General features: G+C 62.6%; 22 protein-coding genes. 14 read left to right on the top strand and 8 right to left on the bottom strand.

Going from position 1 to position 20,946, the window contains the following annotated elements:
* Positions 1-44: 44 nt before the first annotated feature.
* Positions 45-917, top strand: coding sequence for an acetyl-CoA carboxylase, carboxyltransferase subunit beta (gene accD, locus ACK4OE_RS12985; protein WP_409885226.1), 873 nt, complete (start codon positions 45-47; stop codon positions 915-917).
* 130 nt (positions 918-1,047) lie between these two features.
* Here accD and ACK4OE_RS12980 read toward each other — a convergent pair whose 3' ends face one another.
* Positions 1,048-1,596, bottom strand: coding sequence for a YggT family protein (locus ACK4OE_RS12980; RefSeq protein WP_409885225.1), 549 nt, complete (start codon positions 1,594-1,596; stop codon positions 1,048-1,050).
* Between the two features lie 80 nt (positions 1,597-1,676).
* On the opposite strand from ACK4OE_RS12980, the gene ACK4OE_RS12975 reads away from it, so the two are divergent.
* From ACK4OE_RS12975 to ACK4OE_RS12915, 13 genes are all read left to right on the top strand, one after another.
* On the top strand, positions 1,677-2,318 hold the full coding sequence (locus ACK4OE_RS12975) for an LON peptidase substrate-binding domain-containing protein (RefSeq protein ID WP_409885224.1): 642 nt from the start codon (positions 1,677-1,679) through the stop codon (positions 2,316-2,318).
* 46 nt (positions 2,319-2,364) lie between these two features.
* Positions 2,365-4,272 carry a polysaccharide biosynthesis protein gene (locus ACK4OE_RS12970; RefSeq protein WP_409885223.1) on the top strand — a complete coding sequence of 636 codons (1,908 nt, stop codon included), beginning with the start codon at positions 2,365-2,367 and terminating at the stop codon, positions 4,270-4,272.
* Entirely contained in the window at positions 4,269-5,501 is a 1,233-nt protein-coding gene (locus ACK4OE_RS12965; protein WP_409885222.1) for a lipopolysaccharide biosynthesis protein, read from the top strand. Before ACK4OE_RS12970 ends, ACK4OE_RS12965 begins: the two co-directional genes overlap by 4 nt.
* Positions 5,485-6,096, top strand: a complete 612-nt coding sequence (locus ACK4OE_RS12960; RefSeq protein ID WP_409885221.1) for an acyltransferase — start codon at positions 5,485-5,487, stop codon at positions 6,094-6,096. Before ACK4OE_RS12965 ends, ACK4OE_RS12960 begins: the two co-directional genes overlap by 17 nt.
* On the top strand, positions 6,096-7,169 hold the full coding sequence (locus ACK4OE_RS12955; RefSeq protein ID WP_409885220.1) for a glycosyltransferase: 1,074 nt from the start codon (positions 6,096-6,098) through the stop codon (positions 7,167-7,169). Before ACK4OE_RS12960 ends, ACK4OE_RS12955 begins: the two co-directional genes overlap by 1 nt.
* Positions 7,170-7,228: 59 nt before the next feature.
* Positions 7,229-8,242, top strand: a complete 1,014-nt coding sequence (locus ACK4OE_RS12950; protein ID WP_409885219.1) for a glycosyltransferase family 2 protein — start codon at positions 7,229-7,231, stop codon at positions 8,240-8,242.
* Positions 8,239-8,937 carry a class I SAM-dependent methyltransferase gene (locus tag ACK4OE_RS12945; protein WP_409885218.1) on the top strand — a complete coding sequence of 233 codons (699 nt, stop codon included), beginning with the start codon at positions 8,239-8,241 and terminating at the stop codon, positions 8,935-8,937. Before ACK4OE_RS12950 ends, ACK4OE_RS12945 begins: the two co-directional genes overlap by 4 nt.
* A gap of 49 nt (positions 8,938-8,986) precedes the next feature.
* Positions 8,987-10,324, top strand: a complete 1,338-nt coding sequence (locus tag ACK4OE_RS12940) for a UDP-glucose dehydrogenase family protein (RefSeq protein WP_409885217.1) — start codon at positions 8,987-8,989, stop codon at positions 10,322-10,324.
* Between the two features lie 21 nt (positions 10,325-10,345).
* Positions 10,346-11,536 (top strand): DegT/DnrJ/EryC1/StrS family aminotransferase, encoded by a 1,191-nt coding sequence (locus ACK4OE_RS12935; protein WP_409885216.1) that lies wholly within the window; start codon positions 10,346-10,348, stop codon positions 11,534-11,536.
* Positions 11,536-12,141: a sugar transferase gene (locus ACK4OE_RS12930; protein WP_409885215.1), complete on the top strand. Its 606-nt coding sequence runs from the start codon at positions 11,536-11,538 to the stop codon at positions 12,139-12,141. Before ACK4OE_RS12935 ends, ACK4OE_RS12930 begins: the two co-directional genes overlap by 1 nt.
* Positions 12,142-12,231: 90 nt before the next feature.
* Positions 12,232-13,767 (top strand): lysine--tRNA ligase, encoded by a 1,536-nt coding sequence (gene lysS, locus ACK4OE_RS12925; protein ID WP_409885214.1) that lies wholly within the window; start codon positions 12,232-12,234, stop codon positions 13,765-13,767.
* A gap of 51 nt (positions 13,768-13,818) precedes the next feature.
* On the top strand, positions 13,819-14,853 hold the full coding sequence (locus tag ACK4OE_RS12920) for a diguanylate cyclase domain-containing protein (protein WP_409885213.1): 1,035 nt from the start codon (positions 13,819-13,821) through the stop codon (positions 14,851-14,853).
* Between the two features lie 62 nt (positions 14,854-14,915).
* Positions 14,916-15,596 carry a mechanosensitive ion channel family protein gene (locus ACK4OE_RS12915; RefSeq protein WP_409885212.1) on the top strand — a complete coding sequence of 227 codons (681 nt, stop codon included), beginning with the start codon at positions 14,916-14,918 and terminating at the stop codon, positions 15,594-15,596.
* Positions 15,597-15,613: 17 nt separating this feature from the next.
* On the opposite strand, the gene nagZ is transcribed toward ACK4OE_RS12915, so the two are convergent.
* The 7 genes from nagZ to ACK4OE_RS12880 form a co-directional block, all read right to left on the bottom strand.
* Complete coding sequence (nagZ, locus tag ACK4OE_RS12910) at positions 15,614-16,705, bottom strand: beta-N-acetylhexosaminidase (RefSeq protein WP_409885211.1); 1,092 nt, start codon at positions 16,703-16,705, stop codon at positions 15,614-15,616.
* A 73-nt stretch (positions 16,706-16,778) separates the two neighbouring features.
* Entirely contained in the window at positions 16,779-17,174 is a 396-nt protein-coding gene (gene acpS / locus ACK4OE_RS12905; protein ID WP_409885210.1) for a holo-ACP synthase, read from the bottom strand.
* Positions 17,175-17,232: 58 nt separating this feature from the next.
* Positions 17,233-18,018: a pyridoxine 5'-phosphate synthase gene (locus ACK4OE_RS12900; protein WP_409885209.1), complete on the bottom strand. Its 786-nt coding sequence runs from the start codon at positions 18,016-18,018 to the stop codon at positions 17,233-17,235.
* Complete coding sequence (gene recO / locus ACK4OE_RS12895) at positions 18,015-18,779, bottom strand: DNA repair protein RecO (protein ID WP_409885208.1); 765 nt, start codon at positions 18,777-18,779, stop codon at positions 18,015-18,017. Before recO ends, ACK4OE_RS12900 begins: the two co-directional genes overlap by 4 nt.
* Before the next feature lie 90 nt (positions 18,780-18,869).
* On the bottom strand, positions 18,870-19,883 hold the full coding sequence (gene era / locus ACK4OE_RS12890; RefSeq protein WP_409885207.1) for a GTPase Era: 1,014 nt from the start codon (positions 19,881-19,883) through the stop codon (positions 18,870-18,872).
* Positions 19,880-20,563, bottom strand: coding sequence for a ribonuclease III (rnc, locus tag ACK4OE_RS12885; protein WP_409885206.1), 684 nt, complete (start codon positions 20,561-20,563; stop codon positions 19,880-19,882). The genes era and rnc overlap by 4 nt, the downstream gene beginning before the upstream one ends.
* Complete coding sequence (locus ACK4OE_RS12880) at positions 20,564-20,926, bottom strand: DUF4845 domain-containing protein (RefSeq protein WP_409885205.1); 363 nt, start codon at positions 20,924-20,926, stop codon at positions 20,564-20,566.
* Positions 20,927-20,946 lie beyond the last annotated feature (20 nt).

Genomic DNA, 20,946 nt, shown 5'->3' with positions numbered 1-20,946 from the left:
GTTACCCGCACGCAAGCAAGCCGCGCCACTGAGAGGAAACCACCATGTCCTGGCTCGAAAAACTTCTGCCCGCCAAAATCCAGCAAACCGACCCCACCGAGCGCCGCCAGGTGCCCGAAGGGCTGTGGATCAAGTGCCCGAGCTGCGAAACGGTGCTCTACAAGGCAGATCTGGAGCACAACCAGAATGTGTGCCCCACCTGCAGCCACCACCACCGCATTGGCGCGCGGGCACGGCTGGATTCGTTTCTGGACGCTGAAGGCCGTTACGAAATTGGCCAGGAAGTGCTGCCGGTAGACGCCCTCAAGTTCAAGGACAGCCGCAAATACCCCGAACGCCTGAAGGAAGCGCTGGAAAACACCGGCGAGACCGATGCCCTGATCGTCATGGGCGGTGCGGTCAAGAGCATCAACGTGGTGGCAGCATGTTTTGAATTTGATTTCATGGGCGGCTCCATGGGCTCCGTGGTCGGCGAGCGCTTTGTGCGCGGCGTCGAAACCGCCATCGAACAGAAGGTGCCCTTCATCTGCTTTACCGCCACCGGCGGCGCACGCATGCAGGAAGGCCTGCTGTCCCTGATGCAGATGGCAAAAACCAACGCAGCGCTGACCCGCCTGGCTAAGAAAGGCCTGCCCTACATCAGCGTGCTCACCGACCCCACCATGGGCGGCGTGAGCGCCGGCTTTGCGTTTGTGGGTGACATCGTGATTGCCGAGCCCAAGGCGCTGATCGGCTTTGCGGGCCCCCGCGTGATCGAATCCACCGTGCGCGTGACGCTGCCAGAGGGGTTTCAGCGTGCCGAGTTCTTGCAGACCAAGGGCGCCGTGGACTTCATCTGCGATCGCCGAGAGCTGCGCAATACGGTAGCGAGCAGCCTGGCCATGCTGCAACGCCTGCCAGCCGACGCGGTGATGTAAACCAAGCTGCCGCGCGACCAACATCCATCCCAAGCGGCATTGGTCAAACCGGCACTAAACACTACGATTTTGATAGCTGTTAGCGCTTATTGGATAAGCGCTAGAGGCCAATTTGACTGATATTCTGAAGTCAACGCATGACGCTGGCCTGCAAGTGGCCCAGCACAATCATCGCGACCTGCAGCAAGACCAGCACCGCCAGCGGTGACAGGTCAAAGCCCCCCACCAGAGGAATGATGCGGCGAAACGGCCGCAGGATGGGCTCGCACAGTCGGGCAATCACATCAGCCAGTGGCGACCGCGCCTGAACCCACGACATCACGGCGTAGACGATCAGCAAACCGATCAGTCCAGACACCGCGACACGCGCCAGGCCAAACAAAGCCAACCACGGCAACCAGGCCCATGCGGACGCGGCACCTAACAGCAGCGTCAGCAAAAAATACTGCGCGAGTTGCAACAACATGGCGGCCACAAGGCTCGACATATCCCACCGCCCCACGGGCCGAATCACCCGGCGCAGCGGCAGGATCAGCCAGTCCGTCAACGCAAAAACCAGCCCGCCAATGGGGTTTGAAAACGAGATACGCTGCCACTGCATGTACAGACGCAAAAGACATGCCCCCGTGAGCAGGCCACCGATAACGTCAAGCAGGAATGAGGCGATCTGGTAGAGCATGGATGTGACAAAAGCAAGAGGGGCGCTGCGAAAGCGGGCTACGTCGTGGGATGATAGCGGGCCAAGGCATCGCACTCTTCATGACACAACCCCTCACCCTGTCATCCCTGCCTCTTTTTCCCCTCGGCTCCGTGCTGTTCCCCGGCGGCCTGCTGGCGCTGCGCGTGTTTGAGGTGCGCTACCTCGACATGGTGCGCAAATGCCACCAGGCAGGCGCGCCCTTCGGCGTCGTAGCACTGACCCAAGGCCGTGAAGTGCGCAAGGCGGGGGCACCAGACGAACAGTTCAACGACGTCGGCACCCTGGCCGTCATCGAACAGCTTGACACCCCCCAGCCCGGCCTGATCACGCTGCTGTGCCGCGGCAGCCGGCGCTTTCGCATCGCCCAGCGCAGCCACCTGCCGCATGGGCTGTGGATTGCCGATGTGGGGCACCTCGACGAGGATCTGACGGTCCCCATTCCCGCCGACCTGAAGAATACCGCCACCGCATTGGCGCAGGTACTGCACACACTGCGCCAGCGTGACCCGGATGCCCACATTGCGCCAGAACCCACCGCAGCACAGCTCGACGACTGCGGCTGGGTCGCCAACCGATGGTGCGAACTGCTGCCGGTGCCCCTTGAACTCAAGCAACGCCTGATGGAGCTGGACAACCCCCTGGTGCGGCTTGAGCTGGTGGGCGACGTGCTGGAGCGGACGGGGATTGCTCCCTCAGCATGAGCAAGCCCATCGTTCAGTACCTACTTCACAGCCGTTGCAAAGCCCTATGCTGAGTCGCATTTTGGGTTGGTCGCGCGCGGCAAAACGCCTGGTCGTCGTAGCGATGGACGTGTGCATGGGACTCGTCGCGATGTGGCTTGCCTTCACGCTGCGTCTGGAGACGCCCCATTGGCCGAACGGCTTGCAGTGGCTTGCGTATGCGCTGGCACCCGCCCTGGCTTTTCCCATTTTTGCAAAGCTGGGGCTGTATCGCGCCATCTTTCGCTACACCGGGCTCACCGCACTGATCACGACGGGCAAGGCCGTCGCCTTCTACGGTGCATTGCTGATGGTGTGCTTGTTCACTGCGCAGTGGGAAGGGGTGCCTCGCAGTGTCGGCATCTTGCAGCCCTTGCTGTTCATGCTGTTGGTAGGTGCCAGCCGCGCGTTGGGCTGGCTGGCACTGGCAGGGCGAAACCGCAATGCACCGTATAGGCTGTTGATCTATGGTGCCGGCAGTGCAGGCGCCCAGACCGCTGCGGGACTGGGGAGCATTCGCCAATACGAACTCAAAGGCTTCATCGACGACGACGTATCCAAGATCGGACGCAGCATCAATGGCGTTCGGGTGTATGCGACGCAGGCTTTACCCGATGTCGTGCGCCGCCTCTCCATCACTGACGTTTTGCTGGCCCTTCCCAGCACCACACGCCAGCGCAGGAGGGAGATCATCGAAAGCCTGCGCGCCCTGCCTGTACGCATCCGCACGCTACCGGGCCTGTCAGACCTTGCCAGCGGACGAGTGACCCTCACCGATTTTCAGGACCTGGAGATCGAAGACCTGCTGGGACGCGAGCCGGTAGCCCCCAACCCCGGATTGCTGGGCAAAAACCTGTCGGACACAGTGGTACTGGTGACAGGGGCTGGAGGAAGTATCGGCAGCGAGTTGTGTCGACAGATCGTACGCGAGGGGCCCTCGCAACTGTTGCTGGTCGATCACAGCGAATATGCGCTCTACACCATTCACCACGAGCTGCAATCTCTGGCGCAGCAAGGCGAACATCAATGCGATCTGGTCCCACTGCTTGCCAGCGTGACAGATGCCAAACGCATGGAAGACATTTTTCAGCAATACCAGCCCGCGTCCGTCTACCACACAGCCGCATACAAGCATGTGCCGATGGTGGAAGCCAACGCGGGTGAGGGCATTCTGAACAACGTGTTTGGCACCTTCAACATGGTGCGTATTGCCATCGAGCACGGGGCAAAGCATTTCGTGCTGATCTCCACCGACAAGGCCGTGCGGCCCACCAACATCATGGGCGCCACCAAGCGGGTGGCTGAAATGGTGCTGCAAGCCATTGCGGCATCTATGCCCACGCCGGTTGGTGAAAGCCACCAGCCTCGCCACCCGAAGTGTCCAACACGGCTGTCGATGGTGCGCTTTGGCAACGTGCTGGGCTCTAGTGGCAGCGTGATACCCCTGTTTCGCCGCCAGATCGCGGCGGGCGGCCCCGTCACCGTGACCCACCCGGATGTCACCCGCTACTTCATGACCATTGCAGAAGCGGCCCAACTCGTACTTCAGGCTGGGGCCATGGCCGAAGGCGGCGATGTGTTTTTGCTGGACATGGGGGAGCCGCTTCAAATCCTGGATCTGGCCCGGCGCATGGTGGGCCTGTCTGGACTGACCCTGCGCGATGAAGAACATCCTGAAGGCGACATCGAGATCGTCTTCACGGGCCTGCGCCCGGGCGAGAAGCTTTTTGAGGAGCTCTTGATTGGAGACAACCCATTGCCGACCGATCACCCTCGCATACTGCGGGCCCGCGAAGAATACCTTCCATGGCATGAGCTACAACACCAGCTCAATGCACTGAAAGACGCTGTCAACGATGGCAATCGCACCGCCATCACCGCGCTGCTGCAACAACTGGTGCCGGGCTACCACCCCGAGCCCCACGCACCCACATGAACCCCGGCATGCTGCGGGCCACGCTGACCCTGCTGACGGGCAGTGCGGCCGCTCACGCTATCCCTCTGGCGCTGGGCCCCGCGCTTACACGCACGTATGCGCCGGAGGATTTTGGGCAATTTGCGCTCCTGTGGGCGGTCGCCACCAACATGGCGGTGGTGGGTTGCGCCCGCTACGAGTTCGCGCTACCGCTGGAAGCCTCCGAGCCACGCGCCGCCCATCTGATGGCGCTGTGCGCGCGCATATTGCTGGCAGTGACTGCAGCATCTGCCGCCGTCGGCATGGTGCTGCACTGGGGATACGAGTTGCCACTCGCCTGGGCCCTGCCCTGCGCTGTGCTGGCGGGTGGAGCGGTGCAGTGGCTCACGATGTGGGCCACACGGTCTCGGCGTTTCGGACTGCTGTCTGCAGCACGGCTTGTTCAGCACGGAGGCGGGGCCATCCTGCAGCTGCTGCTGGGCGCGCTCACGACCGGACCCATCGGGCTGGTGCTGGGAGCGATGGCGGCAACGTTGGGAGCAGGATGTATCCTGGCCCGCCCCGCCCCGGCCGGGGGCTGGAGGGCGGTATGGCACCAGCCGATGGCAGATCTCAAAGCCATGGCCCAACGCCATCGAGACTTTCCCTGGCTCAACACCCCCCACGCCTTCATGGGGGCCTTGCAAGACACCCTGACCCTGGTGCTGATCGCTGCATGGACGGGCGACGCAGCCGCAGGATTTTGGGCGTTGGCGCTGCGCTATCTGAAAGCACCCGCCACATTGATCGGTGGCGCGCTGTCACAAACCCTATACCCCAACCTCCTGAAAGCGCAGAGTGCGAGCGAGGCCCGCGCGCTGGTACGCAAGACCATGGTGGTGCTGGCTGGCTTGGCGTGCCCCTTGGCCATCGTCCTCCTGTTTTGGGGCCCTGGTCTTTTTGCATGGGCTTTTGGTGAACGATGGACAGAAGCGGGCATGCTGGCCCGCGCAACGGCCCTGTACATTGCGCTGCACTTCATTGCATCTCCCCTTGCCGTTGTGACGATGGCGTGGCGCGCCCAGGCGTGGGCTCTGCGGTTGGCATTGATCGGACAGTTCGTGTTCTTTGCCGGACTTTTATCTGGGCTTTTTCTGGGTGGCTTGGCTGGAGCCGGCTGGGGCGTATCCGCCAGCATGCTGGCTTACTTTGCCTACTATTTCTGGGCACTGGCGAACTGGAAGGACATTCCCCATGAGAGCCTTGCTTAATCGCTGGCGACGCCGCCTCTGGCAGCTGCTGTTCTATCGCATGGTGTTTGGCGAGCGCAACCACCTCGGGCAGCGCCTGCCCAATACGCGCATCGCTGCGAGCACCTGCATTGAGGGTGTTGACGGTCTGCAGCTGGCGGACCATGTGTTCATAGGTCAGTTCAACTTCATCGACGCCACCGCAGGGCTGCAGATTGGCGAAGGGGTGCAGATCACCAACTTCGTCAGCATCGTGACCCATAGCTCGCACCGCTCCATACGCCTGCTAGGGCGCAACTATGTTCACCACACAGGCGAAAAGCCGGGATACATCAGCGCGCCCATCCAGATCGGAGCCTACAGCTTCATCGGCCCCCACAGCCTGATTGAGGCTGGCACCCGCGTGGGGAAAGGAGCGGTGGTATGCGCCTACACGCAGTTGCGCGGCGACGTCCCGGACTTTGCCGTCATGGCAGGCTCTCCTGCACGCCAGGTGGGTGATGTTCGGGCCAAAGACATGAATCTACTCGCACGCCACCCCGAGTTGCGCATGCACTACGAAGCCTGGGCCGGCGCACCCGTTGCCCCACCCGCCTCCACTTCAAACGCTGACTGATGCCGACCGACTCTGATACGCCCCTCCACCTTTGCCTGCTGGGCGATGCCACCAGCCCCCATGTCCAGCGCTGGGCGCGCGAGATGCTGGCGCGGAATTACCGCGTGTCCGTGATCACTGCACGCCCTGCAGTCATCGACGGTGTGGTGGTCAAGGAGCTCACGCCCGTCAGGCGGTCTGCGCAGTGGCTGTTGCGTGTGGGCGAGGCCCGCAGGCATGTTGCCGCGTTGGCACCAGACATTCTCCACGCCCACTACATCACGTCCTACGGCTACCTTGCGGCGCGGTGCGGGCGCCATCCTCTGGTGATGACCGCCTGGGGCAGCGACCTGCTGGTTACCGCCCAGGCCAACCCGTGGATGCGGTGGTTGACGGGCTGGATTCTGCGCCAGGCAGACCTCATCACGGGCGATTCCGGCAGCCTGGTGACCGCCGCTCAACACTTTCATCCGCGTTGCCCGGTTCATGAGATTCACTGGGGCGTGGACAGGGCGCGGTTTTGCCCAACGCCCTGGGCCCAAAAACCCGGGGTTGATCTGGTTAGCCTGCGCGCCTGGGAGGCCAACTACAACATCGACACCATCGTGGGCGCTGTGGCCTTGCTGCGCACACGGCTTGCGCCGCTGGACGTGCGACTGCATCTGCTGGGCGGCGGGTCCATGGAGCAGGCCTTGCGCAATCTGGCTCGGTCTTCCGGTGTGGAGGAGAGCGTTGTTTTTCATGGCCGCCTGGACGATGCGGGAATGGCCCGGGTACTGTCCAACGCCAAGGTATCCGTCTCGGTGCCAACCAGCGATGCCACTTCGGTCGCCATGCTCGAAAGCATGGCCAGTGGTCTGGCTGTGGTGGCAACGCGGCTTCAGGCCAATGCACACTGGATCGACAGACAATGGCTGGTGCCGCCGCGCGACCCGCGTGCGCTGGCCGACATTTTGAAAAAGTTGATCACCACCGACGGTCTGGCAGAGCAAGTGGGCATGCAGAATGCGTCCCGGATTGCCAGTGATGGAGACCGCTCTGTTCAGATGGATCGCATGCATGCGCTGTATCAGCGGTTAAAGAACGCGCGCTGACGCGCTGAACAGGCCGAATGTCCATTGAGCTCGCACCCAACGCTACAGGAACCACTCACTTGACCCCCTTGATCAGTGTCATCGTGCCCTGCCGCAACGAACGCCATCACATCGACGCATTTTGCGACTCGGTGCTCCAGCAGGTGCTGCCCGCAGGCTGGTGCATGGAAGTGCTCATTGCCGATGGCAGCAGCGACGACGGAACCCGCGAGTGCCTGGCTCAGCGCTGTGCGGCGGACCCCAGACTGGTGACCATCGACAACCCGGATCGCATCGTTTCAACGGGGCTGAACGCTTGCATCGCCAAAGCCCAAGGCTCTGTCATCGCCCGGCTGGATGTACACAGCCAGTTTGCGCCCGACTATCTGGCCCAGTGCATTCACGCTCTTGAACACACCGGTGCCGACAATGTGGGCGGCCCCTGGGTCGCCGTGGGCACTGGCCCCACGGGGTCCGCCATTGCAGCGGCGTTCCAGAACCGCTGGGTGGTGGGTGGAGCGCTGTCGCGAGACACCCAATACGACGGTGCAGTGGATACCGTGTACCTGGGCTGCTGGCCGCGCGGCACGTTTGACCGATTTGGCCTGTTTGACGAGTCCCTGGTCCGCAACCAGGATGACGAGCACAACCTGCGGCTGCGCCTGGGCGGCGGCAGAATCTGGCAAAGCCCGCTGATCCGCTCCAGCTACCAGCCCCGCAACTCGCTCGGGCATCTGTTTGCCCAGCAACGCCAATACGGCTACTGGCGGCCCTTTGTGATGCGAAAGCACGGACAGCCTGGCTCCCTACGCCAACTGGTGCCCGCGCTGTTTGTGGCGACCGCTGTCGGTAGCGCAGTGGCTGCATGGTGGTCAGTCTGGCCCCTGGCTGCGCTTGTAGTGGCATACGCGCTCTATCTCACTGCTGCAACAGTGTCTGCTGCCCGGTCTGCAAACAATTGGCGCCTGGTAGCACGCCTTCCTGCCGTGATCGCCGCCTTTCATGTGGGCTATGGACTGGGCACGTGGCGGGGGCTGTGGGACATTGTGAGGGCGCAGGCTCCCTCGTCTGCCTTTGCCAAAATCACGCGATGAACACGCCAGAGACCGAAGTCATCAAGGCCCGCTACGCCCGGCGCGATGGCGCCGCCGACGCGCAGCGCTATAGCCTGTATGCCAACGCAGCGGCGCTTCAAGCGCAGCAAGAACGTGTGCGCGTGATGGGTCATATCTGGCAAAAACACGGGTGGGATAGCCTGGCGCATCGGCAGGTTCTTGAGGTTGGCTGCGGAAGCGGTGGCAATCTGCAAGATCTGGTCAGGCTGGGCGCCACACCCTCTTGTCTCTCAGGGATCGAATTGATGCCCGAGAGAGCGGCCATGGCCCGTGCGTCACTGCCGTCACAGGTGCAGATCATGGAAGGGGACGCCAACACCGCAGCAATTCCCAAAAACAGCCAGGATGCGGTTCTCGCGTTCACCCTGTTCAGCTCATTGCTGGACAAGCCTTTTCGCGAAGACTTGGCGCATACGATGTGGAAATGGGTCGCACCCGGTGGTGGTGTGCTGGTGTACGACTTCACCATCGACAACCCCCGCAACGCGGACGTGAGAGGCATCCCATTGAGCGAGCTGACCACGCTCTTCCCGCACGCTAGCATCCACTCGCGCCGCATCACATTGGCTCCACCCATTGCCCGGCGATTGCCCCCTTCGCTCATCAACGGGGCGTCCACCGCGTGCTTTTTCTTGCGCACGCACCGCCTGACCTGGGCCGTTAAACCGCTGTGACACGCACCCTTTTCACCCTTCGCTCTGCACGCATGGCGCGACAATTTTTATGAAGATCACAGTTATCGGGACCGGCTACGTGGGGCTCGTCACCGGGGCTTGCCTGGCAGAGATGGGCAACCACGTGGTGTGCCTGGACCAGGACGCAACCCGAATTGCCGCCCTTCAAGCCGGGTACATTCCCATCTATGAACCCGGCTTGGCAGAGATCGTGACGCGCAATGCAAACGGCGGGCGCCTGGCGTTCACCACCGACGTGGTGCATGCGGTGGCACATGGCACGATTCAAATGATTGCCGTGGGCACCCCTTCAGGCGAGGACGGCTCGGCCGACCTCCAGCATGTGCTGGCGGCAGCGCGATCCGTGGCGCAGCACATGACGCAGTACACACTGATCGTGACGAAGAGCACGGTGCCGGTCGGAACGGCCGACAAGGTGCGTAAGGCAGTGGACGCCACACTGGCCGCAAGATCGCTGCACATACCCTACGCCCTGGCCGCCAACCCAGAATTTCTGAAGGAAGGTTCTGCCGTTCAGGATTTCATGCGGCCCGACCGGGTGATTGTCGGAACCGACGATACGCAAGCTGCCGACTGCCTGCGCGCCCTGTACGCACCGTTCATGCGCAACCGGGACCGTCTGATCGCCATGGACATTCGCAGCGCAGAGTTCACCAAATATGCCGCCAATGCCATGCTTGCCACGCGCATCAGCTTCATGAACGAGCTGGCGCTGTTAGCAGAAACACTGGGGGTGGACATTGAACAGGTACGCACCGGCATCGGCACTGACCCCCGCATTGGCACCCATTTTCTCTACGCAGGCACGGGCTACGGGGGGTCTTGCTTTCCAAAGGACGTGAACGCACTGTTGCGCACCGCGGAGGAAGCCGGTCACCCACTGCGCGTTCTGAAAGAGGTGCAGACCGTGAACGAATTGCAAAAGGGAGTTCTGGTCGACAAGGTCGTTCAGCGATTTGGCACCGACCTGGGTGGAAAGCGATTCGCAGTGTGGGGCCTGGCCTTCAAACCTGGCACCGATGACATGCGCGAAGCGCCCAGCCTGACAATCATCGACAGATTGCTGCGCATGGGCGCAGAAGTCTGTGCCTATGACCCCGTCGCCATGGAGCGGGCTAGACAGGCGCTGGGTGCGCGCCCCGGGTTGAGCTACGCCACCAGCGCCCCAGAAGCGCTGGAAGGCGCTACCGCAGTGATCATCGTCACGGAGTGGAAAGAGTTCCGCAGCCCGGACTTTGCCCAAATCGCCCGCACATTGCATGAGCCCATCGTCTTTGACGGACGCAACCTGTTCGATCCTGGCGACATGCACGCACTGGGATTGGAGTACCACTCCATCGGGCGCGCGACGCCGACCCTCCCCTGACACGCGTTCTATCACCTCGTCATGACCCCCGCTCTACGCATGCCGCCTCCTGAAACTCCTCAACCATTTTTACCCTTCGCGCGCCCCGACATTGGCGACGCCGAGATTGCCGCGGTGGGCACAGCCATGCGCTCCGGCTGGGTAACAACAGGCCCCAAGGCCAAAGAATTTGAGCAGGCATTCACCGACTATCTGGGCGGCCAAGGGCTGCAAAGCATTGCCGTCAACTCAGCCACTGCGGGCTTGCACCTTGCGCTCGAAGCGCTGGGTATTGGCCCGGGAGACGAAGTCATCGCCCCCACGCTCACCTTCACGGCGACGGTGGAGGTGGTGCGCTACCTCGGCGCCGACCCGGTACTGGTAGATGTGGACCCGGTGACGCTGAACATCGACCCCGCAAAAATCCGCGCCGCGATCACACCAAGAACCAAGGCCATCATGCCGGTGCACTATGCAGGGCTGGCTTGCCGGATGGACGACATTCTGGCCATTGCGCGTGAACACGGCCTCAAGGTCGTTGAAGACGCGGCCCACGCACTGCCAACCACATGGCAAGGCAATCTGGTGGGCCAGCTGCAGTCCGATGTCACGGTGTTCAGCTTCTACGCCAACAAGACGATCACCACCGGCGAAGGCGGCATGGCCGTCACGCGCGACCCGACACTGGCAGAGCGCATGCGCATCATGCGGCTGCATGGCATGAGCCGCGATGCGTTTGACCGCTTTACATCCAAGACGCCCGCGTGGTACTACGAAGTGGTGGCGCCCGGCTTCAAGTACAACATGACCGACGTAGCTGCAGCCATGGGGGTGGTGCAACTGGCGCGCCTGCCGCAGTTTTTGGCACGCCGCCAATACCTCGCAGCGCGCTACAACACCCAACTGGCAGCATTGCCTTTGACCCTGCCGGCCAGCGCGCCCCACGGCGACACGCATGCCTGGCACCTGTATGTGATCCGGTTGCGCGAAGGCACTGCCATCACGCGCGACCAAGTCATCCAAGCACTGTCCGACAGGGGCATTGGCACCAGCGTGCACTATGTTCCGTTGCACCGGCACCCGTACTGGCGCGACCGGTATCAGCTCAGCTCCACCATGTTCCCGCAGGCCGAGGCGGCTTACCAAGCCATGATCAGCATCCCCCTGTTCACCGCGATGACCGACGCGGACCAGGACCGTGTGATCCGTGCCCTGCATGATGTGCTGGGCTGATGCCCAAACGATTGTTCGATTTGATTTTTGCGGGCTTCGCGCTTGTGGTGCTTGCGCCGGTGCTGGTAGTGGTCGCCATCTGGGTGCGATGGGACTCACCGGGCACGGTCTTCTTCCGGCAGACACGGGTGGGACGCGACGGGAGGCTGTTTCGCATCTACAAGTTCCGTACCATGCATGCGCACGCCGAAAAGGCCGGTCCCGCCATCACCATTGGCGCCGACACGCGAATCACCCGCTCCGGCAGCTGGCTCCGGCGTACCAAGGTAGACGAGCTGCCGCAGTTCATCAACGTGCTGCGGGGCGACATGAGCGTGGTGGGCCCCCGGCCTGAAGTGCCAAACTATGTGGCGATGTACCCCGAATCCGTGCGCGAACGCATCCTTAGCGTGCGTCCTGGCATCACGGATCTGGCGTCCATCGAGTTCCGGGACGAAAGCAGCCTGCTGGGCCACAGCTCCGACCCGGAGCAGACTTACGTCGAGCAGATACTTCCCGTCAAGCTCCGCTACGCCACGGAATATGCGCAGTCGCACACGCTCTGGGGTGACCTCAAGATCATTGCGCGCACGGTGTCCATCCTTTGGATTAACCGCCCATCCTGACACTCGGCGGCCAAAGACGGTGCGTAGTCGATAAAATCAGGGGTTTGGCTGAGCCCAGCCCCACATTCACGCCACCGTACGACGGCCCCTATGTCAGATCAGACCCCTCCCCAGGACGAAAACCAGCTCATCGCCGAGCGCCGCGAAAAGCTCCGTGCTCTGCGCGAGGCCCAGGCCACTGGCGGTGGCGTTGCCTTCCCCAACAACTTCAAGCCTGGCCACAGGGCTGCCCAGTTGCACCTGGAGCATGGCGCTGCCACGAATGAATCCCTCGAAACCACGCCCGTCAGCGTCTCTGTAGCCGGCCGCATGATGCTCAAGCGCGTGATGGGCAAAGCCAGTTTTGCCACGGTGCAGGACGGCTCGCTGGGTGAAGTGGGCGGCCGCATTCAGCTTTATGTGACCCGCGATGCCGTGGGGGAAGACCTGTACGCCGCCTTCAAACACTGGGACCTGGGCGACATCGTGGGTGCCGAGGGCACGCTGATGAAAACCAAAACCGGCGAGCTGTCGGTCAAGGTGACCAGCCTGCGCCTGCTCACCAAGAGCCTGCGCCCGCTGCCCGACAAGTTCCACGGCATGGCCGACCAGGAGCAGAAGTACCGCCAGCGCTATGTGGACCTGATCACCGACGAACATGCGCGCAAGCGCTTCGTGGCGCGCAGCAAGGCCGTGAGCGGCCTGCGCGAATTCATGGTCAGCCACGGCTTTCTCGAAGTCGAAACGCCCATGCTGCACCCCATTCCGGGCGGCGCCAACGCCAAGCCGTTCGTGACACACCACAACGCGCTGGAGCAGGAGATGTACCTGCGCATCGCGCCCGAGCTGTACTTGAAGCGCCTGATCGTCGGCGGTTTCGAGCGCGTGTTCGAGATCAACCGCAGCTACCGCAATGAAGGTATCTCGGTGCGCCACAACCCCGAGTTCACCATGATGGAGTTCTACGCGGCGTACTGGAACTACCTGGACCTGATGGACTTTACCGAGACGCTGGTCCGCGAAGTGGCGCTGAAGGCCACGGGCTCGCTGCAGCTGAGCTATGGCGGCCGCGATGTGGACCTGAGCCAGCCGTTTGCCCGCCTGACCATCCGCGAAGCGATTTTCCAGTACACCGAAGCGGGCGCCCATGTGGACGACGCCGCCTGGCTCACTAGCGCACTCAAAAAGCTGGGCCTGAGCGAAGAAAAGAACAAACTTTCGACCCGCACGCTGGCCAGCCTGCAAGTGCTGTACTTTGAGGAAACGGTGGAAGACAAGCTGTGGCAGCCCACCTTCATCATGGAGCACCCCACCGAAATCTCGCCACTGGCGCGCGCCAATGACACGCGCCCAGAGGTCACCGAGCGTTTCGAGCTGTACATCACCGGCCGCGAATTCGGCAACGGCTTCAGCGAACTGAACGACGCCGAAGACCAGGCCGCGCGCTTCCACGCCCAGGTGGCCGCCAAGGACAGTGGCGACGACGAAGCCATGTTTTTTGACCACGACTTTGTGCGCGCGCTGGAATACGGCATGCCACCCACCGGGGGTTGCGGTATCGGTATCGATCGGCTCATGATGCTGCTGACCGACAGTCCCAGCATCCGCGACGTGATCCTGTTCCCCGCCCTGCGCCGGGAGTCCTGAAGGCCTCAGCCTCTGGATCGCGCCGTTTTACCCACCCAAGGAGTCGCTACCGTGCCATTCACTTCCAGCGACGCACCCTGCCCGCCCGACGAGCCCTTGCCATCGGGCACCGGTTTCTCGGTGCTGGTGGTGGAAGACCAGGGCTCGGTGCGCGCCGTGCTGGTGGCAGAGCTTCGGCGGGCGGGCGTCTCCCATATTTTTGAAGCGCCCGAGGGCAACACCGCCCTGCAGCAGTTCAAGGCCCACCGGCCCGACCTAGTGCTGCTGGACATCAAACTGCCCGGCAAGGACGGCTACTGGGTGGCCCAGCAAATGCGCGAGAGCGAGGCAGGCGACTGGACACCCATCATCTTCCTGTCCGGCCTGGACAACGAACTGGACGTATGGCGCGGCATTGAGGTGGGTGGGGACGACTACCTTGTCAAACCGGTCCGGCCTATCGTTTTGATGGCCAAGCTGCGTGCCATGCGGCGCCTGCTGGACATGCGCCGCAGGCTGGTATCGATGTCAGCGGAGCTGCACGCCGCCAATCTGCGCCTGAATGAAATGGTGGAGGTCGATGCGCTCACCGGCCTCGTCAACCGCCGCGGTTTTGACCGTATCCTGCACAGCGAAATTCTGGCCGCGCGCCGTGACGGCACGCCGCTCACGCTGATGCTGTGTGACCTGGACCACTTCAAGCTGTTCAACGATGCCAGCGGCCATTTGCAGGGCGATGCGTGCCTGAAAGAGGTGGGTCGGCTGTTGCGGGAGGTGTGCGTGCGCCCCCGTGATGTGGCGTCCCGCTATGGCGGCGAAGAATTTGCACTCATCCTGCCCAACACCCCCCGCTCGGGCGCCATGACCTTTGCGCGCGCACTGGGACAACTGCTCAAGGTGCGCGCCATAGCGCATGCGGACTCCCCATTGGGCGACAGGCTTACGCTGTCGGGTGGCATCACCACTTGTGTGCCGGACGAAAGCACCAACGCCGAGAGCATGATCATGCGCGCCGATCAGGCCCTGTACGCCGCCAAGGCGCAGGGACGCAACCGCTTCTTCAGTTTTGAAATGCAGCTGGACACCGTGGAGCAATTGCGCAATTGAGTTTCCTTTCTGCTTTCTCGTTTGATGCCACAGAGCGCAACACACGCAACGCCGTCTCCCGCATGCAAATGCTGAAAACCCGCCTGCCCGACTGGGTGCAGGACTGGCTCGAAGTCATCGTCCCCGGTGCGCAGATCCTGCTCATCCTGTTTGTGGCCTGGGCGCTGCAACGGACATTGCGCCGACTGGTGCGCCGCGCCAGCGTGCGGTACCAGTTGCCCGATGAACTGCTGGTTCCCATCAACGGACTGATTCGCTGGGTGATCATCGCCAGCGCCCTTCTGCTGGTGCTCGAACGCATGGGGGTGTCGGCCACGGTGCTGTGGACTGCCTTTACCGGCTTCGCCACCGTGGGGGCTGTGGCCTTTTTTGCGGCATGGAGCGTGCTGTCCAACCTGTTTTGCGCGCTGTTGATCTTTACGGTGCGCCCCTACCGCATTGGCGACTACATCGAGGTGCTGGACACGGCCGAAAAACCCGGCGCCAAAGGCCGCGTGGTGGACATCAACCTGCTTTACACCACGCTGGAAGACCATGGCGCGGCGCACACGGCTGCTGCGCACAGCGGGGCCTGGCTACAGATTCCGAACTCGCTGATCTTTCAGCGGGTGGTGCGGCGCTTTCAGGTGGTGCCACCACCGCCCGCACCACCGGCACCTGCTGCGGACGTTCCCAATGCCGCGGCAGCCCCGTCGGTAGCAGCCCCGCCGCCCGTGGTGCCAGGGCCTTTCAACACGCCGTAATCGGCCAGTCTAAGACCTCAGGGCAGCAGGTCCAGCGCCTGCAAGTAAGCGGGCTGGTACATCAGCTCATCCCAGGGCTGCGGCAGGGTTTCCGGCAGCAGCGCCAGGCGACGGGATTCGCTGTCCACGCTGGGCTGCCAGCGGCCTTGCGACAGAGCGGCATCAAGGCCGTCGATGAGTTCGTCCACCGCCTTGCCATCGCCCACACTCTGGTTGCACAGCAGCACCAGGTCGCATCCGGCGGCCAGGGCCGCAATGGCCGCATCGGTGTAGCTGACCACTTGCCCGTCCAAACGGCGGGCGCCTTCCATGCTGAGGTCGTCGCTGAAGATGGCTCCGTCAAACCGCATCTGGCGGCGCAGGATGTCCTGCAGCCAGCGCTGCGAGAAGCCCGCCGGGCGGCTGTCCACCTTGGGGTAAATCACATGGGCGGGCATCACACTGGTGAGCGTGCTGCAGAGCCAGGGGTACGGCGCGGCGTCATCGGCCAGGATGGCCTTGAGGCTGCGGTTGTCTACCGGCACTTCGGTGTGCGAGTCGGCTTTGACAAATCCGTGGCCGGGAAAGTGTTTGCCGCAGTTGGCCATGCCCGCCTGCAGCAGGCCGTGCATGAGGCTCTTGGCCAGCAACGCCACCACGCGTGGGTCGCGGTGAAAGGCGCGGTCGCCGATCACGCCGCTTTCGCCATGGTCGAGATCCAGCACGGGCGTGAAGCTGAAGTCCACGCCGCAAGCACGCAGTTCGGCTCCGAGCACGTAACCCGCCGCCGTGGCCGCGTTGGTGGCGCGCAGCGCCCCGCTGCCGGGCACGGCCTTGGCGCCCTTGCCGTCGTCCATCCACATGTCACCCAGCGCGCGCATGGGCGGCAGGTGGGTGAAGCCGTCGGTACGAAAGCGCTGCACACGGCCGCCCTCGTGGTCCACGCAGATGAGCAGGTCGTCGCGCACGGCCTTGATACTGCTGGTGAGCTGCAGCAGCTGTGCGCGGTTTTCCCAGTTGCGGGCAAACAGGATCACGCCGCCGGTCAGCGGGTGGGCCAGGCGGCGGCGGTCGGCGGCGCTGAGGGTGGTGCCAGCGACGTCAAGGATGAGGGGGGCGTGTTCGGTCATAGGGTGTCACACATCAGATTGCTATTCAATACATAGCTACTAGCGCTTATCCATCAAGCGCTAGAGCCCATTTTTAATCATATTTCTCTACCACACAGAAGCTGGCGGCATAGTCGGTTTCGTCGGTCACGCTCAGGTGCGCGTGCAGGCCTTTGCTGTCGAACCATTCCTTGAGCGCGCCATGCAGCACGATCACCGGCTGGCCGCTGGGCAGCTTGGCCACCTCGCAGTGGCGCCAGGTCATGGGCATGCGCATACCGAGGCCGATGGCCTTGCTGAAGGCCTCCTTGGCCGAGAACCGCGTGGCCAGATAGCGCAGGCCGCGGTCCGGCCAGCGCGCACTGCGCTCGCGCCAGGTGGCCAGTTCGCCGTCGGCCAACACCTTCTGCGCAAAGCGGTCGCCATGGCGCTCCAGGCTGGCCGCGATGCGGCGCACGTCGCAGATGTCGGTGCCAATGCCGTAGATCATTATTATCGAATGAAATTGGGCTCTAGCGCTTATCCATCAAGCGCTAACAGCTATCAAATCAGGAGTTAACAGTCGGGACCACAGAACCCGCCTGAATGCAGCCCAGGTAAGCCGAAACCGTGGCGGAGTAGCCCAGCTCCAGCGCGTCTGCGATGAGGGCGTGGCCAATCGAGACTTCGAGCACGCCGGGCACGTCGCGGACAAACGCGGCGAGGTTGTCGCGGTTGAGGTCATGGCCAGCGTTCACGCCCAGGCCCGCATCCAGCGCGGCCCGGGCGGCGGCCGCGTAGCGATTGAGTTCGATGGATTGCTGCGGAGTACCCCAGGCAGCGGCGAAGGGCTCGGTGTACAGCTCCACCCGGTCAGCGCCCACCGCCTTGGCGGCGGCCATCTGCTCGGGCACCGGGTCCATGAACAGGCTCACGCGCACGCCCAGTGCCTTGCATTCGGCGATCAGCGGCGCCAGACGCTCTGCATCATGCGGAAAGCTCCAGCCGTGGTCGCTGGTGAACTGGTCTTCGCTGTCGGGAACAAACGTTGCCTGATGAGGCCGTGCCTGGCGGATGAAGTCCATCAGGTTCTGCGACGGGTTGCCTTCAATGTTGTATTCGCGGTCGGGCCAGGCCTTCATCAGCGCTGCCAGTTCAAACACGTCCTGGCTGCGGATGTGCCGCTCGTCAGGCCGGGGGTGCACCGTGATGCCTTGTGCGCCCGCCTGCAGGCACAGCTCGGCTGCACGCGTAACGCTGGGAATGCCCAGATGGCGCGTGTTGCGCAACAGGGCGACTTTGTTGACGTTGACCGACAAGGCGGTGCGGTGCGATGGCTGTGAAGTGGGGGTCATAGGGCCTGCAGGTCGATCATGAGCTGGCGGGTGCGCAGCATCGGGCTGCCGCAATGGTATTGCAGCAGGGTCCGCAGCTGGGGTTTGAGTTCTGCTGCAAATGGCACACAGGCGCGCAAGGTCGCGGTGTAGCTGGCGCCATCGTCCAGCGCCTGCTGCAGCGCTTGCCACTGGCTGCCGAGCAGGCTGGCGCGATCTGTGGTGGATGCCGCGCGCAAGCCGCCCTCGGCCACCAAGGTGTAGCGCGTGGTGGGCTTCAAGGGCTCCAGCGTCATGGTCTGAGCATCAAGGCCCGGAAGCAAACCAATTTCGCGCAGCAAAAGCAGCTCAAAGCTGCGCAGCACGGCTTCCAGCGCATCGCCATGTTCGCTGGCCAGCACACGCACCACGCCGGCATAGGCATCGAACAACGCAGGGTGCGGGTCGGCCCGCGCCAGCAGGCGCAGCAGCAACTCGTTGAGGTACATGCCCGACAGCAGTGCGTCGCCGGTGGGCATCACATGTCCGCCCACCCACTCGGCGCCCTTCAAGGTATGGATGTCGGCATTGCCATCGCCGGTCAGCGAGTACGTCACCAGCACGGGCTGCAAGGGCAGCAGCACCGGGCGAAAGTTGGAGGTGGGCTTTTTGGCGCCTTTGGCCACCAGAGCCACACGGCCTTGGCGGCGACAAAAGACTTCCAGGATCAGGCTCGACTCGCTCCAGTCGTAGCTGTGCAGCACGAAGGCGGGTTCATCAGAAATGCGCTTGGCGGCTGCCATCAGCGTCAAGCCTGCATAAATGCATGCAGCAGGCACACGCCAGCCAACTTGGGCCGCCCGGGCAAGACAGGGTCGCGGGCAGGCACGGAATTATTCGTAGCCGAACGAGCGCACACGCGCTTCATCGTCGGCCCAGCCGGAGCGCACCTTGACCCACAGCTCCAGAAACACTTTGGCATCCATGAGCTTTTCCAGCTCTTGCCGCGCTTCGGTGCCGATGCGCTTCAAGCGCTCGCCCTTGTCGCCGATAACCATCATCTTGTGGTTGTCACGCTCGACCACGATGGTGGCAGCGATCTTGACCATGCGCTTGTGCGCCTTGCTGGCTTCTTCCTCGAACTTGTCGATGACCACTGTCGAGGTGTAGGGCAGCTCGTCGCCAGTAAAGCGGAACAGCTTTTCGCGCACGGTTTCGGAGGCAAGAAATTTTTCGCTCCGATCGGTCAGTTCTTCTTCGCCATACCACCAAGCCTGTTCAGGCAGGTATTTAGCGCAGATGCCAAACAGGCGTTCGATATCGCCCTTGTTCTTGGCCGACATGGGCACGAACTCGGCAAACGGATGGCGCTCCTGCATGCTCTTGAGCCAGGGGGCCAGCTCGGCGCGGCGGTGCACCATGTCGAGCTTGTTCGCCAGCAGCAGCGTGGGAATGCCCGGCTTGAACAGGCTCAGCACCTTGGCGTCGGCCAGCGTGAAGTTACCGGCCTCCACCACGAACAGAATCAGGTCCACATCGCCAATTGCGCCCATCACGGTCTTGTTGAGGGACTTGTTGAGCGCCGTAGCGTGCCGCGTCTGGAAACCAGGGGTGTCCACAAAAATGAACTGCGTCTGCTCGCGCGTGCGAATGCCGGTGATGCGGTGGCGCGTAGTCTGCGCCTTGCGCGAGGTGATGCTGATCTTCTGACCGACCAGGGCATTGAGCAACGTGGACTTGCCCACGTTGGGCTTGCCCACAATGGCAATCACCCCACAGCGTTGACCCGGAACAGCCGCCGGAGCGCCCGCTGCTGCCAACATGGCTTCCAGATCATTTTGCACCGGAGCGCCTTCAGCGCTTTCAGCGCCTTCGTCACCAGCTACATCTTTGGTAGCGTCATTCATAATTTTTTTGCTTTCAATGTGGCCAGCATGGCCTCCGCAGCGGCCTGTTCGCCCGCCCGGCGGGAGCCCCCGATGCCACGCTCGGTGAGGCCCAATTCAGGAATATCGCACTCGACATCAAAGGTCTGGCGGTGCGCGGCGCCTACGGTGGCCACCACTTTGTACTGCGGCAGCTTCATTTTGCGGCCCTGCAGCCACTCCTGCAACGCGGTTTTCGGGTCCTTGGAGGCCGCCTGCATCTGCGGGTTGATCTCTACACCCTGAAACAGGCGGTGAACCAGCGACTCTGCGCTCGCATATCCAGCGTCTAAGTAGACGGCACCGATCAGTGCCTCCAGAGCATCGGCCAGGATGGATGGGCGCTGCTGCCCACCCGATTTGGACTCGCCCTCGCCAAGTCGCAATACATCCGAAATCCTCAACCTCAGCGCTAGCTGGTGCAGGGTGTCTTGCTTGACAAGATTGGCCCGTACACGGGATAGATCGCCTTCAGGCAAGGCAGAGAGCCGCTGGTACAGCAGGCTTGCCACTGCGAGATTCAGTACGGAGTCGCCTAAAAACTCCAGCCGCTCATTGTGGTCCGCAGAAAAGCTGCGGTGGGTAGTGGCGCGCTGCAGGAGAGAGGGATCGGAGAAAACGTGCTGCAGGCGGTCCTGCAGCGCTGAAAGACCAGGGTGCACTTATTTGGTCTGCTCTTCAAAGCGGTAAACGAGGAAGGCCGGACCTGCCAGAGCGATTTCACGCGAGTATTTGAATCCGACTACCGTTTTGTCACCACGCTTGGTGATTTCAAGGTCTTTGCCTTGAATTGATGTGATGTCGTCGATAGCCGCAGCACGATCAAAGGCAGCTCTGATCCCAGGAACCGTACCTTCGAGCTTGGCCTTTTCGGCGGCCTTCTTGATGGCGACGTTCTCCAGAAAGATCGGCACCGATTGACCGCCAATAGCAAAAGCGGCAACCGCAAATACCCCGAAAAAAACCACCCCGATAAACGACAACCCGCGCTGATGCGACCGGCTGGCTGTGCGATGCAATGTCATATCTACCCTCTCCTTATGTT

Source organism: Acidovorax sp., assembly GCF_046314175.1.
Classification (GTDB): Bacteria; Pseudomonadota; Gammaproteobacteria; order Burkholderiales; family Burkholderiaceae_C; genus Acidovorax.
Note: the sequence above shows the minus strand (reverse complement) of the source record. Positions and strands in the feature narration are given on the sequence as shown.